Genomic DNA, 14613 nt, shown 5'->3' with positions numbered 1-14613 from the left:
GCATGCCTACCCGGCGACGAGAACATCGACCTCGGCGCCCTCAATAGCGTTACGCAATTCTCCTGTTGGTTTTTTGTCGGTAACTATGGAATCCAGGCCGCTAAGGTCGCCCACTTGAGACAGGCCTTTGCGACCGAACTTGCCGGAAGCTATAAGAAGATGCCGCTTCTCGGCACGTGTCAGCATCATCCTTTTTACTGCAGCAAAACCCTGCACTGTCTCTGAAGGACCTTCGGTTGAGAACCCTGAGGAACCGATCATGCACCTGTCGACATTGAAACGGGACAGAAATTCCAGAGTCTCGGTTCCGATCGTAGCAGATTCAGTTGCCAAGTATTCCCCTGGGCATAACAGGACTTGGGCAGCTCCATGGCCAAGGGTCATCGCAACGGGAATTGAATTGGTGATCACCGTGCAATGGGTACCAAGATAAGCCAGCGCACGTGCCATCTCGATGGTGGTTGAACCGGAGTCAATCATGACCGTTTCACCGCCCTGAATTAATTCTGCCGCGCTAACACCTATCCGCTCACGTTCCTCAACCTGTGCGTTTGTCCGTTCATCCAAGCCTGGAAAGTGCCCTTGCGCAGGGGCTGACGCCCCACCGTGTGCACGCGCGATCAAACCGTCGTTCGACAGGGCGTCGAAATCCCTGCGCACCGTCTCGTTAGAGACGTTGAACCGCTGTGCCAGTTCGTTGATGCGAACGTGCGGGCGTAGCTTCAACTCCAACAGTATCTGTTGGCGCCGATCGGATTTCTTGACCCGGCTCTGGTTCTTTTCAAACATTTTGCCGCGCGTTTTGGTTTTGGACATCCGACGACCCGACTAGGTTTCGAAACCTACTTTTGTGGGCTTTCGGGCATTTTGCAATAATTTTTGTTGCATAACCCTCGGAAGGTTGTGAGAATTCGAGAAATACCAAGTGTTTCAAAGCGCAGAGCAAAAGATGCGCAGGCTGATCAAATTCAGAAGCAAAATCGAGGGAGTGTTTTAACTGGCCAACTTGCTAATAAGACAGCTTCCTTTTGTTTTTTTGATCGTGCGGCATTGAGGGACAGAATGAGCGACAGCGAAACAGCAGATCAGATTGCGGCGCTTCCGATGCGCTGGGACAAGACTGGCAAGTTGCGTGTTCTGATGGTCACTTCGCGGGATACCGGCCGGTGGGTTATCCCAAAGGGATGGCTAATGGATGGCAAAAAGCCATGGCATGCAGCAGAAATAGAAGCTCAGGAAGAAGCGGGCGCAGTCGGTACCATCTCGAAGCGGCCAATCGGTTGCTTTTTCTACGACAAGCGATACGAGGGCAAAAGCAGCGTTCGCTGCCGCGTCACTCTTTACCCTCTGGTCGTTGAAAAGCTGAAGCGACACTGGAAGGAAGAAGGTGAGCGGACGCGTCACTGGTTTTCACCGACAAAAGCCGCAAAGTTGGTCGAAGAAAAAGACCTGTCACAATTGCTGAGAAATCTAACAGACAATCAAGAAGTAAAAACTGCCGTAAAGAAGCTTCGAAAGGCTGCTTGAGGAAGGGCATAAAAGAACCGGGAAACCCGGAAGCATTAAGCTCAATGGGAGGAAAAAATGAGGAAACTGACATCGACCGCGGTTGGATCGGTGATTGCCCTGGCCGCGTCACTGTCGGCGGCACAAGCCGACAAGCTGACACTCTATTGTTCGGCGCAAGAAGATTGGTGCCAACTCATGGCACGCAGCTTTGAAGATGCGACTGGCATCGACGTCAACATGACTCGAAAATCGTCAGGCGAGACCTTCGCACAAATCCGCGCCGAAAGTTCGAACCCGAAAGGAGACGTTTGGTGGGGTGGAACGGGTGATCCGCATTTGCAGGCCGCCGAAGAAGGCCTGACGATGGAATACATGTCGCCAATGCGCGACCAGCTTCACGATTGGGCGATATCCCAGGCTGAAAGCGCGGGCAACAAGACGATCGGTATTTATTCAGGCGCGCTTGGGTATGGCTACAATGCCGACCTTGTCGCCGCAAACAACTTGCCCGAACCTGCCTGTTGGGAAGACCTTCTGAAGCCCGAATACAAGGGACACGTTCAGATGGCGAACCCGAACTCTTCAGGGACGGCCTATACAACACTGGCCTCAATGGTGCAGATCTTTGGTGAGGATGAAGGCTTTGAGTTCATGAAAGGTCTGCATTCGAACATCAACCAATACACCAAGTCCGGCTCTGCGCCGATCAAGGCCGCCGGTCGTGGCGAGAACACAATTGGCATCGTCTTCATGCATGACGCCGTAAAGCAGGCCGTTTCAGGGTTCCCGATCAAGGTTGTCGCACCATGCGAGGGTACGGGGTACGAAATTGGATCAATGTCGATCATCGACGGTGCCCGCAACGAGGAAGAGGCGAAGAAGTTCTACGACTGGGCCCTGTCGCCCGAAGCTCAGAATCTTGCCCTTCAGGTCAACGCGTTTCAGGTGCCATCGAACAAGGGGGCGGAAACATCGGAAAGCGCACCTGATATGAGCCAGATCAAGCTGATCGACTATGACTTCAAAAAGTACGGTTCCTCAGATGAACGAAAACGTCTGTTGCAGAAATGGGACGAAGAGGTTTCGGTTCTGCCGCAGTAAATGACTGACACTACATCAAAAACGACCCATCCGATCTTGATCTTCTGGATCATCGCCGGGTGGGTCGGATTCTGCCTGTTGCCCTGGTACATGGTCGACGGCGGCCTGTGGTCGTTCGTATGGCTCTTGGACGGTTACCCGTTCGATGAGGATTATGCCCCCGCTGCATTTCTGATTGGACAGGGTGAGAAACTTTGGCTCTCTCCACTCCTGATCGCTCTGGCCCTACCACTTTTGGTGTTAAAACGCGCCAAATCTGACCCGCTTTATGCCCGCATTCTGATCCTGTCCGGTGCGCTCGGCTTCGGCTGGCTGATCGCTCAGGGTTTCAGCATTGGCATCCGAGGCTTCAACTTCGATTGGTTAGAAGCGTTGTTTGGCGAGCTTGGCGACCGTCAGTTCGGCATGGGCTACGGCGCAATGATCTGCGCATCGAGCTTTCTGTTCCTGCTCACTCAAGGTATCGCGGCAAGAGGTGCCATTAACGGTGACGTCTTTGTTGTAAGCGCCATCGGCGGCGTGATTACCATCGTCACCGCTTTTGTCTTTTTCCCCATCGCCAAGATGCTTTTCGCCGCTTTCATTACCGAAGACGGCGCGTATTCCATTGCGGTTTTTTTCTCGAAGTTCTTCGACGACCGGTTGTGGGGGCTGGGGTGTTTTCAAGGTGCCCGATGCGGTGCTGCGTGGAATTCACTGTTCCTAGCCATCCTTGTTGGCGTCATCACCACGGGTCTGGGTCTGTGCTTCGCGTTGGTCGTGACGCGCTCAGGCTTTCGCTATAAGCGGGCGCTGCGAGCATTGACTGTTCTTCCAATAATCACCCCACCATTCGTGATCGGCTTGGCGCTTATCCTACTTTTTGGCTTGTCCGGTTCTGTAACCCGGTTCTTTGCCGAGCTATTTGGCACACAACCGACACGCTGGCTTTACGGAATGCCAGGCATTCTGATCGCGCAGACACTCGCGTTCACTCCCATTGCATTTCTCGTACTAATAGGCGTGGTGGAAGGTGTTTCACCTTCGATGGAGGAAGCGGCCCAGACCCTGCGGGCCAGCAGATGGCAGACGTTCAAGACGGTTTCCTTACCCCTGATGCGGCCTGGTCTGGCGAATGCATTTCTTTTGGGCTTCATCGAAAGCATGGCTGACTTCGGCAACCCGCTTGTATTGGGTGGGAATTTCGACGTGCTGTCGACTGAGATATTCTTCGCCATCGTCGGTGCTCAATATGATCAAGGCCGGGCTGCGGTTCTGGCAATGGTGCTGCTGTTCTTTACCCTTTCCGCTTTTTACGCGCAGCGCGTCTGGCTGGGAAAGAAGAGCTACACAACAGTCACCGGCAAAGGCGATGCGGGTGTTCATCCGCTGATGCCAACCGGCCTTTCGGTTCCCGTTCTGCTCATTGCACTGGGCTGGGGGCTGTTCACAATCATTGTCTATGCGATGATCATCTACGGCAGTGTGGTCGAGTTGTGGGGGGTCGATAACTCGCTGACCATCAAGCACTACATCACCGCATTCTCGGTTCGCTTCGAAGAAGAGGGCATACGCTGGACCGGAGCTGCTTGGGACAGTTTCTGGACCACCATCACGATCGCCGCCATTGCTGCACCATTGACTGCCGCCGTTGGACTGGTGACTGCCTATCTGCTGACCAGGCAGAGCTTCGCGGGCAAGAACGCCTTTGAATTCGGCACCATGCTGTCCTTCGCGATCCCCGGCACTGTAATCGGCGTTAGCTACATCCTAGCCTTCAACGTTCCGCCAATCGAAATCACTGGCACGGGGGTTATCCTTGTTGTCAGCTTCATCTTCCGCAACATGCCGGTTGGCGTTCGCGCGGGCATTGCCAGCATGTCGCAACTTGACCGCAGCCTTGATGAATCCTCACTGACCCTTGGCGCAAACTCGTGGCAGACCTTCCGGAATGTTATCCTTCCGCTGTTGCGCCCTGCGATACTTGCTGCACTTGTCTACAGCTTTGTTCGTGCCATGACGGCAATCTCGGCCGTCATCTTTCTGGTCAGCGCGGAGTATGACATGGCAACCAGCTATATCATCGGTCGGGTCGAGAATAACGACTATGGCCTTGCTATCGCCTATTCGACGACGCTGATCTTCGTGATGCTCGCGGCGGTTGGCTTATTGCAACTTCTCGTCGGCCGGGTTCAGATTGGCCGGCGCACGCAGCTCGGAACGGAGACATCGCCATGACCGACACCAAAATCGGTTCCAAGGCCGCCCCGGTACGCTTTGAGAACGTGTCGAAAGTGTTCGGCAAGGATGTCGTCGCCGTCGATAACATCAACCTTCACGTAGACGCAGGAAAGCTCGTAACGCTGCTTGGCCCGTCGGGCTGCGGAAAAACAACGACATTGCGCATGATTGCAGGGTTGGAGATGGCCAGTTCCGGCAAGATCCTGATCGGTGATCGGGACGTGACCAAACTGCCAGCCACCGACCGCGATGTATCTATGGTATTTCAGTCATACGCGCTGTTCCCTCATATGAGCGTGCTGGAGAATGTGAAATATGGCCTCACATTCTCGGGCTTTGCGAAGGATGAGGCCCGCAGCCGCGCGTTGCATGGTTTGGAGCTGGTTGGCCTTCAAGGGTTCGACAACCGCCTTCCCTCAGAGTTATCCGGCGGCCAGCAGCAGCGTGTTGCCGTCGCACGGGCATTGGTTCTTGAGCCGCAGGTGCTGCTGTTCGACGAACCGTTGTCCAACCTCGACGCCAAGCTTCGTCGTCAAGTGCGTGAGGATATTCGGGCAATACAGCAAGACCTTGGTTTGACAGTTGTTTACGTTACCCACGATCAGGAAGAGGCGCTGGCTGTCTCGGATGAAATTGTCGTCATGCGCAATGCAGCGATCGCTCAGATGGGTACACCACGCCAGCTTTACGATGCCCCGAATGACCGGTTTGTTGCCGATTTCATCGGTGAGGCAAACCTTTTGGACTGCCAGGTCGTCGGCATCGAGGGCGACGCGGCAACTATAGAAATCGAAGGCTACCGCCACACATTACCACGCCGTGGTTTGTCCGAAGGGACCGCAACCATCGCCGTGCGCCCCTCACGTTTAGTGATCGGTTCAGATCAGGGCATACCAGCCACGGTGGCCAAAGCGACCTATGTTGGTGTTCGGATGGAGTACACGCTGACAGGTGCATTCGGTCAGGTTTTTGCCGTCCATGATGATGTCGATGCGCCGCTTGAACCCGGCACCGAAATAACGATGGGTTTTGCCGACAAAGGGCCGGTGCTTTTGCCGGACTAAATGCCGAATCTTTTGATCATCACACACCCCGAGGTGTCTATCGATCCGGCCGTCCCGATCACAGATTGGGGTCTGAGTGCGACGGGCCGCAGACGCGCTACTGAATTTGCTGCCAGTGAAATCTTGTCGAACGTCACGCAAATCTGGGCAAGCAACGAGCAAAAGGCCCGTGAAACGGGCGAGATTCTTGCTGCACCACGAACGCTACTCGTCAACTGTCACCTGGGCCTTGGAGAGAACGACCGCAGCGCAACCGGTTATTTGCCCCGGGGCGAATTCGAGGCAGCGGCTGATGCATTCTTTGCTCAGCCGGACGTCAGCTATCGCGGTTGGGAAACAGCTTTCGGGGCGCAAAAACGCATTCATCGCGCGGTCGCAGAGATTGTCCAGATGCATGACACCGGGGATCTTGCAATTGTTACACACGGAGCGGTCGGCACGTTGCTTTGGTGCGCACTGGCGGAGTGTTCGATAGACCGTAAACACGACCAGCCCTCACAGGGCCACTTCTGGCAGGCAGATTTAAAGACGCTCAAGCCTAACTCATGTTGGATCGCCTTGGCATAGACGTTAGGCGTTCCAAGCGCTCTCTGCGATTTCGCGCAGCGTCTCGAACACATCTGGCGTACCCACGATTACGCGCCCGCCTTCGCGGATCATCGCATCGGCGTTTTGACCCTCGACAATGCCACCCGCTTCCGAGACCAGCAATTGCCCAGCCAGACAATCCCAGGCGTTCATGTGTTCTTCCACGTAACCCAGGAGGCGCCCGGCAGCGACGTAGGCCAACGACAGAGCCCCACTGGCGTTTCTGTGAAACATGGCCCCATTCTCGATAAGATTCTCGACAATGGGTAAAACATGGCGGGTCTCAATCCGGTTCGAATACCCCACGGCGACTGTTCCATCCCGCAGCGCCACCCCTGATGCGACGCGTATTGGTGATCCGTTTAGAGTTGCTCCTTCTCCGCGCAGCGCTACAAAGGTCTCATCCACATTTGGATCACGTATCACACCGACTTCCGTGTGTCCTTCGGTGACGCCAGCCAGAACGATAGTCCATGCAGGTATGCCGTTGACGAAATTCGTTGTCCCATCAATTGGGTCAATCACCCAGTCAAAACCGCTCTTGCCAGCAGTAGCGCCGTGCTCTTCACCGAAGACACCGTCATTGGGCCACGCCTCCGCAATCCTCTGACGAATAAAGGTTTCAACATTCCTGTCCGCCTCGCTGACCCAGTCCTGAGCACCCTTTCGATCAACAACAAGACTACCCCGGTCCGCGAAGTACTTTTGAGCAATTGCCCCAGCCTCCTCGCAGACTGCGACGGCAAAATCTCTGCGTTCTGAAAGTCGAGACATGGGTGGTCCTTTTCCAGCTGGAGAGTCGCCTTGAACATTGCAGGCTAAGTGAATGGCTGGCAATCACAGAGTTGTTTCGATTGTTTTCAGAAGCTATTTCACCGCCGCCAATCGGGTGATGTCAGTGTTGGCGATTTCTTCTGCAAGCTGCCTCTGCGCCGCCTTCACCTGCGGCCCATAGCGAGCCCTCCGCTACTCTATTCGGTGCTGCACCAAAGCGGCCACTCGAAGGCCACCACCTTTTGCAGGCGCCGCGGTTTCTTCCTGATTAGGAGATTTGACGGCGACGAACTTCGGCTACATCCCAGAAAGTCCCGCGTTGGTGTTCAGTAGAAACTGACGAAAAACCGGGCTGCTTGCCGCCCCGATGCCACGGGCGTTTTCGCCAACCGCTGCGGCCTCCACGACCGGTGGAATCAAACCGCGTTTGTCTTGGTTGGTTAAGTAACGGCGAACCCTTGATACCAGTTCTTCCCGAACTTCCGGTGGGAACGCGCCATCGATGAAAATGGCCTCGAAGTCGATGACAGCACAAATTGAAAGAGCGGCCTTGGCCAATTCCTGTGCCGTGGTGCCAATCCATGGTTCGACATAGCGAGAAATGCTGCTCCAATCCTGCGGCTTCTTCCACAGAATCCCCGGATCGACGCCCGCTTCGATCAACCGGTCCTCGAGCAAAAACAGTGATGCCGTGTCGATCAGTTGCTGGCTTTCACCCAATGGACCTGTCGTGCGCATGGCGCCCAAGGCACCGGCATTGCCTTGGTTGCCTTCAAACACGGTTCCGTTCAACGCAACACCGCCGCCGATCATTGAGCCAATGAAGAAGTAGAAGTAGTCGCGATATTCTGCCCCACGCCCATAGAGATGCTCTGCGTGACAGGCGGCCGTCGCGTCGTTAACCACAAAAACAGGCAAGTCGCTGAATTTGGCGACCTCGGAGAAAAAGTTCACGTTTTTCCAGGACCGGAATTTTTTTGCCGCAAGCCCAGACAGGTCATGCCATTTCCAAAGCTCGAATGGGGTTCCGATTCCGATCCCGCAAACGCGGTCGCGAAGCCTCTGGGGCTCGTGGGACAGAAGCGTTTCCAAACCAGATTCCAAAAACCCGAAGATGATCTCGGGTAGCGGATAATCATAGGTCGTGGAAAGTTGGCGGCGCGGCGTTCCCGTAAAGTCGATCAAAAGCAGATCAGCGCTGCGCCGCCCGATCTTCATCCCAACCGACAAGATGCCTTCCGGGTTTAGCTCCATAGGGATCGAAGGCTTTCCCACCTTCCCGCGCAGTGGGGTTCCACGCTTGAGAATCGCATCCTTTTCAAGCTTGCGCAGAATGATCGACACAGTCTGAGGAGACAGGCCCGTTAATCGCGCGACGTCGGCGCCTGCGGCGGGCCCATGCCGTTGTAAAACTGTCAAAATCAGACGTTCGTTGTGATCGCGAACCCCGCTTTGACTTACCCCACCGGTCAGTGTTTTGAGCGCTTCTCTCTCCATAACCTTAAACATAAACACCTTGTTTTCTTATGAAAAGATACAGGAGCAAATTAATAAATAAACTTTATTTATTTATTGACAGAGAGGCTAGAATCACGGTTTCTTGAATAAGACCTTCATTGGAGGATGAGGGCGGGTCTCGCGGGAATGCCATGCGGGGCAACACATTTTTCTGGGAGGACAACATGAAAAGTCTATTCAAGATTGCGGCATCTGCGACCGTACTTACTATGGCGGCTGCATCTGCTCACGCGGCTGGGGAAACTGTTTGCCTGATCACGAAAACAGATACCAATCCATTCTTTGTAAAGATGAAGGAAGGCGCCACGGGCAAGGCTGAAGAGCTTGGCATGACCCTGAAGGCCTTTGCAGGCAAAGTTGACGGCGACCACGAAACCCAGGTTCAGGCTATTGAAACTTGCATTCTCGACGGTGCAAAGGGAATTCTCCTGACGGCCTCCGACACAAGTTCGATTGTCCCCGCTGTTCAGCAGGCGCGCGACGCTGGCATCCTGGTTATTGCATTGGACACACCGTTGAGCCCGATTGACTCTGCGGATGCAACCTTTGCGACAGACAACTACAAGGCTGGTTTGTTGATCGGACAATGGGCAAAAGCAAAAATGGGCGATGCGGCAGCGGACGCCAAGATCGCGACACTGGATCTGAACGTTAGCCAACCAACGGTAGACGTATTGCGCAATCAGGGCTTCCTCGATGGCTTTGGTGTGGACCTGGCAGACCCTAATGTCATTGGCGATGAATCGGATGCGCGACTGGTCGGCAGCGACGTGACCGACGGCAACGAAGAAGGCGGTCGCCGCGCCATGGAGAACCTTCTGGCCAAGGACGCAACGATCAACGTTGTTCACACGATCAACGAACCGGCAGCGGCAGGTGCCTACGAGGCTCTGAAGTCCATTGGACGTGAAAACGATGTTCTGATCGTTTCGGTCGACGGCGGTTGCCCCGGCGTACAAAATGTGCAGGCCGGAGTTATTGGCGCCACAAGCCAGCAATATCCGCTGTTGATGGCTTCGCTTGGGGTCGAGGCTGTCAAAAAGTGGGCCGATGAAGGAGTGAAGCCTGAAAACACGCCCGGTAAAGACTTCTACGATACCGGTGTCGCGCTCATAACGGACCAACCTGTTGATGGCGTAGAATCAATCTCGGTCGCCGAAGGCTTGGATCTCTGCTGGGGCTGACGCAGACCTAATGGATGAGGCGCATGAGAGCGCCTCATCAATCCTTTCACCAGCAAACCGAAACTTCCTGTACACTGATCTCGTGGGCGCAAAGCCATGCACGAAAAGGGGGAGATATGTCTGAATCAAACCAAAGCGCCCAGGGATTTGAATCCGCCGCCAGCAAAACAGAATCTGTAGCCGAGTTCGAAGATCATCGGCGTGGCGTATTGGGGAAGTTGCAACATCTTCTCCATGTTAACCCGTCCTTTGTGCCGCTAATTGTCCTGGTCGGGGCGATATTGATTTTCGGCCTGCTATTGGGCTCGAAGTTCTTCTCGCCTTTTGCCATGACACTGATCCTTCAGCAGGTTCAGATCGTCGGCATCGTGGCCGCAGCACAGAGCCTTGTTATTCTGACAGCAGGCATTGACCTGAGCGTCGGTGCGATCATGGTGTTTTCTTCTGTCATCATGGGGCAATTCACGTTCCGCTACGGCATTCCGGTACCTATCGCCGTCATGTGCGGTCTTGCGGTTGGAACCTTGATCGGAGCACTCAACGGCTGGCTTGTCAGCCGTGTCAAACTCCCGCCTTTCATCGTCACGCTAGGAATGTGGCAGATCGTTCTGGCCACCAACTTTCTGTATTCCGCAAATGAGACCATCAGGAGTCAGGATATTGAGGCGAACGCTCCTTTCCTTCAGTTCTTCGGAACCAAGTTCAGCATCGGTGGGGCGACCTTTACGATTGGCGTCATTTTCATGCTCGCCCTGATTTTTGTGTTGGCCTATGCGCTTAAACACACAGCCTGGGGCCGACATGTCTATGCGGTCGGCGATGATCCCGAGGCCGCCGAGCTATCCGGTGTCAACGTTCATCGAACCCTCATGTCCGTCTACATGTTATCCGGCTTGATCTGTGCCTTCGCCGGCTGGGCTTTGATCGGCCGCATCGGATCTGTTTCGCCAACGTCCGGCCAATTGGCCAACATCGAGAGCATCACCGCTGTTGTGATCGGAGGCATCTCTCTGTTCGGCGGAAGGGGCTCTATTCTGGGGTCGCTGTTCGGTGCGTTGATCGTTGGCGTATTCACACTTGGGCTGAGGTTGCTTGGCGCGGACGCTCAGTGGACCTTCCTGCTCATCGGACTTCTCATCATCGCAGCGGTCGCGGTCGACCAGTGGATCAGAAAGGTATCGGGCTAATGTCAGACACAACTCCAGTCGTCCAGGGGCGCGGGATCGTGAAGCGTTATGGCCACGTCACCGCCATCGATCATTCCGACTTTGAACTGCGCCAAGGAGAAATCCTTGCAGTTATCGGGGACAACGGCGCAGGTAAGTCCTCTATCGTCAAAGCGATCTGCGGTGCCACAATCCCGGATGAGGGCGAGATCCTCATTGAAGGCAAAAAGGTCAACTTCACCTCTCCGATCGACGCCCGGAATATGGGGATCGAGATTGTCTATCAGCAGCTTGCCATGTCCCCGGCCCTGTCCATTGCCGACAACATGTTCATGGGGCGCGAGATCCGCAAACAGGGCTTCATGGGCAAATTCATGCGTCAGCTCGACCGACCCGCGATGGAGAAATTCGCTCGTGAAAAATTGACCGAACTTGGACTGATGACCGTACAATCCATCAATCAGGCAGTTGAAACTCTGTCCGGTGGTCAGCGCCAGGGCGTAGCGGTTGCACGCGCTGCGGCCTTTGCAACCAAGTTCATTATCATGGACGAGCCGACGGCTGCATTGGGGGTCAAAGAGAGTCGCAAAGTTCTCGAACTCATTCAGGATGTGCGCGCACGTGGCATTCCGATCATTCTCATCAGCCACAACATGCCGCATGTCTTCGAAGTCGCCGATCGCATCCATGTGCACCGGCTGGGCAAAAGGCTCTGCACGATCGATCCTAAGGACTACACGATGTCCGACGCCGTGGCTTTCATGACCGGTGCCAAAGAGCCCCCGAAAGAGGACGCCGCGTGATCGAGCAGGATGTTAAGCGCGTTTGCGATCTGATCTCCTCCCGGAGGCAGGATGGGGTCCGCGCGATTGTCGCAATCGCTGGCCCCCCTGCGTCCGGAAAGTCGACCCTTGCAGAAACCGTTGTGCAATCGCTGAACGGGCAACAGAGTTCCGCGGTTCCGTTGGCCACGCTGGTTCCTATGGACGGCTATCATCTGGACAATCGCATACTTGAAGCGCGTGGTTTGCTAGCACGAAAAGGCGCACCGGAAACCTTCGACGGATACGGGTTTTGTAATGCAATCAGAGGGCTGAAGTCTGCGCGACATGTGTCTTTTCACCCCAAATTCGACCGCCAGATGGATCTGGCCATTGCCAACGCGATTGCTGTTCACCCAGAAACTCCGATTGTCGTCGTTGAGGGAAACTACCTTCTGATGGATAGCGCCCCGTGGAGTACACTGGCAGATGTCTATACCGCAACGGTTTTCGTCAGCCAAACTTTGGAAGAGCTCGAGAACAGGCTACAACACCGCTGGATCAGGCACGGACTTGACCCAAAGACCGCACTGCAACGCGCGAAAACGAACGATCTCCCCAATGCTAAACGTGTCATCAGAGATAGCGGGAAAGCCGATCTGACACTGAACCAGAATTGCACCGAATTCGGAATGCGCTACGCGTTCTGACCCCGCGTAATAGATTTAGAACTTTCCGCTGATTGTCAGAGCCATTGAACGGGTTCAAGTGCAATCAAAATCACTCCATGCACGATGCGGAAAACTAATGAGGTTCTTCACGGGCATTGCAGAAGCAAACAACATCAATGATCTGTTATGTAAGCTGATTTCCCTGCATCGAAAAAACCAGCGGGCCGCCGTGAACAGGTCTGTGGAGTTGGACGGATGGTTGGTGGCAATGCATAACAAACCGATCATCCATAACTCAATCGCCTTTCACAGGCCTGCCCGCGTCAAGGCGGAGCGAATGCGATTACGACGGTCTTCGTGGTTAAGCCCCAACGATTTGGCAAAGACTTCAGTAGAGAATTTGCTATCTCTTGCCTTAATTTCATTGGCGATGCTTCGTGCTGCCTCCATCGCCTCGCTTTCAACGTGGCAAACAACGAGGAGCGGTCTGCCTGGATAAAAGTCAGGTTGTTTTTGGACGATGTATTCGGCTTCTGCGCGCGCATGTTGAACATCCCCACTGAAGAAGTAGCTCAAAATTTTGATGGACGAAAACCAACCAGGGTAATTCTTGATCTCAGCAGTGCTTTTGAGGATTTCTTCTAACGCTTCCTCATGTTGCCCTGCCATTAGCAATGCGTAAGCCAATGTCGCTCGGGTTGCAGCGTTTCCAGGCTCTCGCATGAACCCCTGCCGAGCTGCTTCAATTGCGCCCTCATGATCGCCACGAGCGATCCGAATGGCGCGTAAAAGGGAATTGGGTCGGCTATCTGTCTCATCCGTCGCATTTCGCGCGGCTTCAAAGTCTTCTTCTGCCGCGCGAAGTAATTCCTGCGCCTCTTCCGGAGAAGACCACAACGCCTTTCGAGCACGGCAATAGGATCGGGCAATTCGTGGTGTCGGAAACTCGGGATCGTGCTTGAATGCTTCATTCCAAATTTCAATACACTGATCCATGGCATCCGGCGAATACCTTTGGAAAATGTTGAAAGCCTGAGCGCTCAATCGCCAAGCTTCGAAGTTGTTTGTACCGAGTTGCCACCTGTTGGTATAGCTCCCCGCCCCCAATTTGGTATGGACGCTGATAACAATGGTCTGTGCCAGTTCATCCTGCAGGTCGAAATAATCCTCTGCTTTTCTGTCAAATCTCTGCGCCCAAACCTGAACTCCAGAAAATTGGTCCACGAGTTTCGCTTGAATCCGCAGGCGTTCTGCCAGAGTTCGAACACTTCCGCTCAACCGGTATCTTGGTAGTTCCACCGCTTTGGTCTCATCGACAACAACGAGTTGCTCGACAGTCCCTATTGCAACTGCGATATCTTCTACGAGACCTGCTGCAAATCCGTTTATTGCATCGTCGTTTGGCGGCGAACTGAACGGGGCAATGGAAATCGTCGGTTTGATCTCCCCTCGACGTTCACCTTCTGAATTGTTCAGCGAGGAACGCCATCTGTAGACACGAACGGGTTTCTTTATGTTTTTGACCTCGTAAGGTCCGCTGTCTACGAATTCGTGTGCCCATTTTGCACCCAACCCCTGGAATGCGAAACCGGAGATGCACAACCCATCCGGGTCAGCAAGTGCTTCTAACCGTGATGCGACATTCACTCCGTCGCCGAAAATATCTCCTTCTTCGGCGATAATATCACCAAGATTTATGCCAACCCGCAACCGGATGCGGCGGTCTTCCGGCTGATCTTGTTCTCGGGATTTGTTATTTTCGAGAATGTCAGTTGCGGCTTGGACGGCATTTACTACAGAAGGGAATTCGGCAAGTACACCATCACCCATGTACTTCACCACTCGTCCGTCTTGCGACGAGATCTCCGGCTCTATCACCTCCCTTTGCAGTCGACGGATTCTCTGTAGAGTACCTTCTTCGTCCTCGCTCATAAGCTTGGTCGAGGCGATCACGTCAGCCGATAAAATCGCAGCCAGTTGGCGCTTCAAAACGGTTCTCCTTGGTGGTGCAAGCCATTTCCGGTGCGTGCTCAAACGCCAGGACCATCAAACTATCT

Annotated in this window: 13 protein-coding genes; 9 read left to right on the top strand and 4 right to left on the bottom strand. The window is 54.3% G+C overall.

The window, feature by feature from the left end:
* Positions 1 to 6: 6 nt before the first annotated feature.
* The gene (locus ACR0IK_RS14735; RefSeq protein WP_480594731.1) at positions 7 to 816 is read right to left on the bottom strand and encodes a DeoR/GlpR family DNA-binding transcription regulator; all 810 of its coding nucleotides are present in this window, start codon (positions 814 to 816) and stop codon (positions 7 to 9) included.
* Positions 817 to 1062: 246 nt separating this feature from the next.
* Between ACR0IK_RS14735 and ACR0IK_RS14730 the strand changes: the two genes are divergently transcribed.
* The 5 genes from ACR0IK_RS14730 to ACR0IK_RS14710 are packed head-to-tail and all read left to right on the top strand — an operon-like array spanning position 1063 to position 6461.
* Complete coding sequence (locus ACR0IK_RS14730) at positions 1063 to 1527, top strand: NUDIX hydrolase (RefSeq protein WP_480594732.1); 465 nt, start codon at positions 1063 to 1065, stop codon at positions 1525 to 1527.
* 57 nt (positions 1528 to 1584) lie between these two features.
* Entirely contained in the window at positions 1585 to 2610 is a 1026-nt protein-coding gene (locus tag ACR0IK_RS14725) for an ABC transporter substrate-binding protein (protein ID WP_480594733.1), read from the top strand.
* Entirely contained in the window at positions 2611 to 4827 is a 2217-nt protein-coding gene (locus tag ACR0IK_RS14720) for an ABC transporter permease (protein WP_480642010.1), read from the top strand.
* Positions 4824 to 5894, top strand: a complete 1071-nt coding sequence (locus tag ACR0IK_RS14715) for an ABC transporter ATP-binding protein (RefSeq protein WP_480594735.1) — start codon at positions 4824 to 4826, stop codon at positions 5892 to 5894. Before ACR0IK_RS14720 ends, ACR0IK_RS14715 begins: the two co-directional genes overlap by 4 nt.
* Positions 5895 to 6461, top strand: a complete 567-nt coding sequence (locus tag ACR0IK_RS14710; protein WP_480642009.1) for a histidine phosphatase family protein — start codon at positions 5895 to 5897, stop codon at positions 6459 to 6461.
* 3 nt (positions 6462 to 6464) lie between these two features.
* Here the strand turns inward: ACR0IK_RS14710 and ACR0IK_RS14705 are convergent, their stop codons facing one another.
* Entirely contained in the window at positions 6465 to 7256 is a 792-nt protein-coding gene (locus ACR0IK_RS14705) for an inositol monophosphatase family protein (protein WP_480642008.1), read from the bottom strand.
* 297 nt (positions 7257 to 7553) lie between these two features.
* Positions 7554 to 8753, bottom strand: a complete 1200-nt coding sequence (locus tag ACR0IK_RS14700; protein WP_480642047.1) for an ROK family transcriptional regulator — start codon at positions 8751 to 8753, stop codon at positions 7554 to 7556.
* A 230-nt stretch (positions 8754 to 8983) separates the two neighbouring features.
* Here ACR0IK_RS14700 and ACR0IK_RS14695 point away from each other — a divergent pair, with 230 nt between their 5' ends.
* The 4 genes from ACR0IK_RS14695 (at position 8984) to ACR0IK_RS14680 (ending at position 12595) form a co-directional block, all read left to right on the top strand.
* Positions 8984 to 9958: a substrate-binding domain-containing protein gene (locus ACR0IK_RS14695; protein WP_480594791.1), complete on the top strand. Its 975-nt coding sequence runs from the start codon at positions 8984 to 8986 to the stop codon at positions 9956 to 9958.
* A 116-nt stretch (positions 9959 to 10074) separates the two neighbouring features.
* Complete coding sequence (locus tag ACR0IK_RS14690) at positions 10075 to 11145, top strand: ABC transporter permease (protein WP_480642007.1); 1071 nt, start codon at positions 10075 to 10077, stop codon at positions 11143 to 11145.
* On the top strand, positions 11145 to 11927 hold the full coding sequence (locus tag ACR0IK_RS14685) for an ATP-binding cassette domain-containing protein (RefSeq protein ID WP_480594739.1): 783 nt from the start codon (positions 11145 to 11147) through the stop codon (positions 11925 to 11927). Before ACR0IK_RS14690 ends, ACR0IK_RS14685 begins: the two co-directional genes overlap by 1 nt.
* Before the next feature lie 122 nt (positions 11928 to 12049).
* Positions 12050 to 12595 (top strand): nucleoside/nucleotide kinase family protein, encoded by a 546-nt coding sequence (locus ACR0IK_RS14680; RefSeq protein ID WP_480594740.1) that lies wholly within the window; start codon positions 12050 to 12052, stop codon positions 12593 to 12595.
* A gap of 267 nt (positions 12596 to 12862) precedes the next feature.
* Here ACR0IK_RS14680 and ACR0IK_RS14675 read toward each other — a convergent pair whose 3' ends face one another.
* The gene (locus ACR0IK_RS14675; protein WP_480642006.1) at positions 12863 to 14545 is read right to left on the bottom strand and encodes a tetratricopeptide repeat protein; all 1683 of its coding nucleotides are present in this window, start codon (positions 14543 to 14545) and stop codon (positions 12863 to 12865) included.
* Positions 14546 to 14613 lie beyond the last annotated feature (68 nt).

This window comes from Ruegeria sp. BF7 (assembly GCF_056538605.1).
This window is presented reverse-complemented; position numbering and strand designations above follow the sequence as displayed.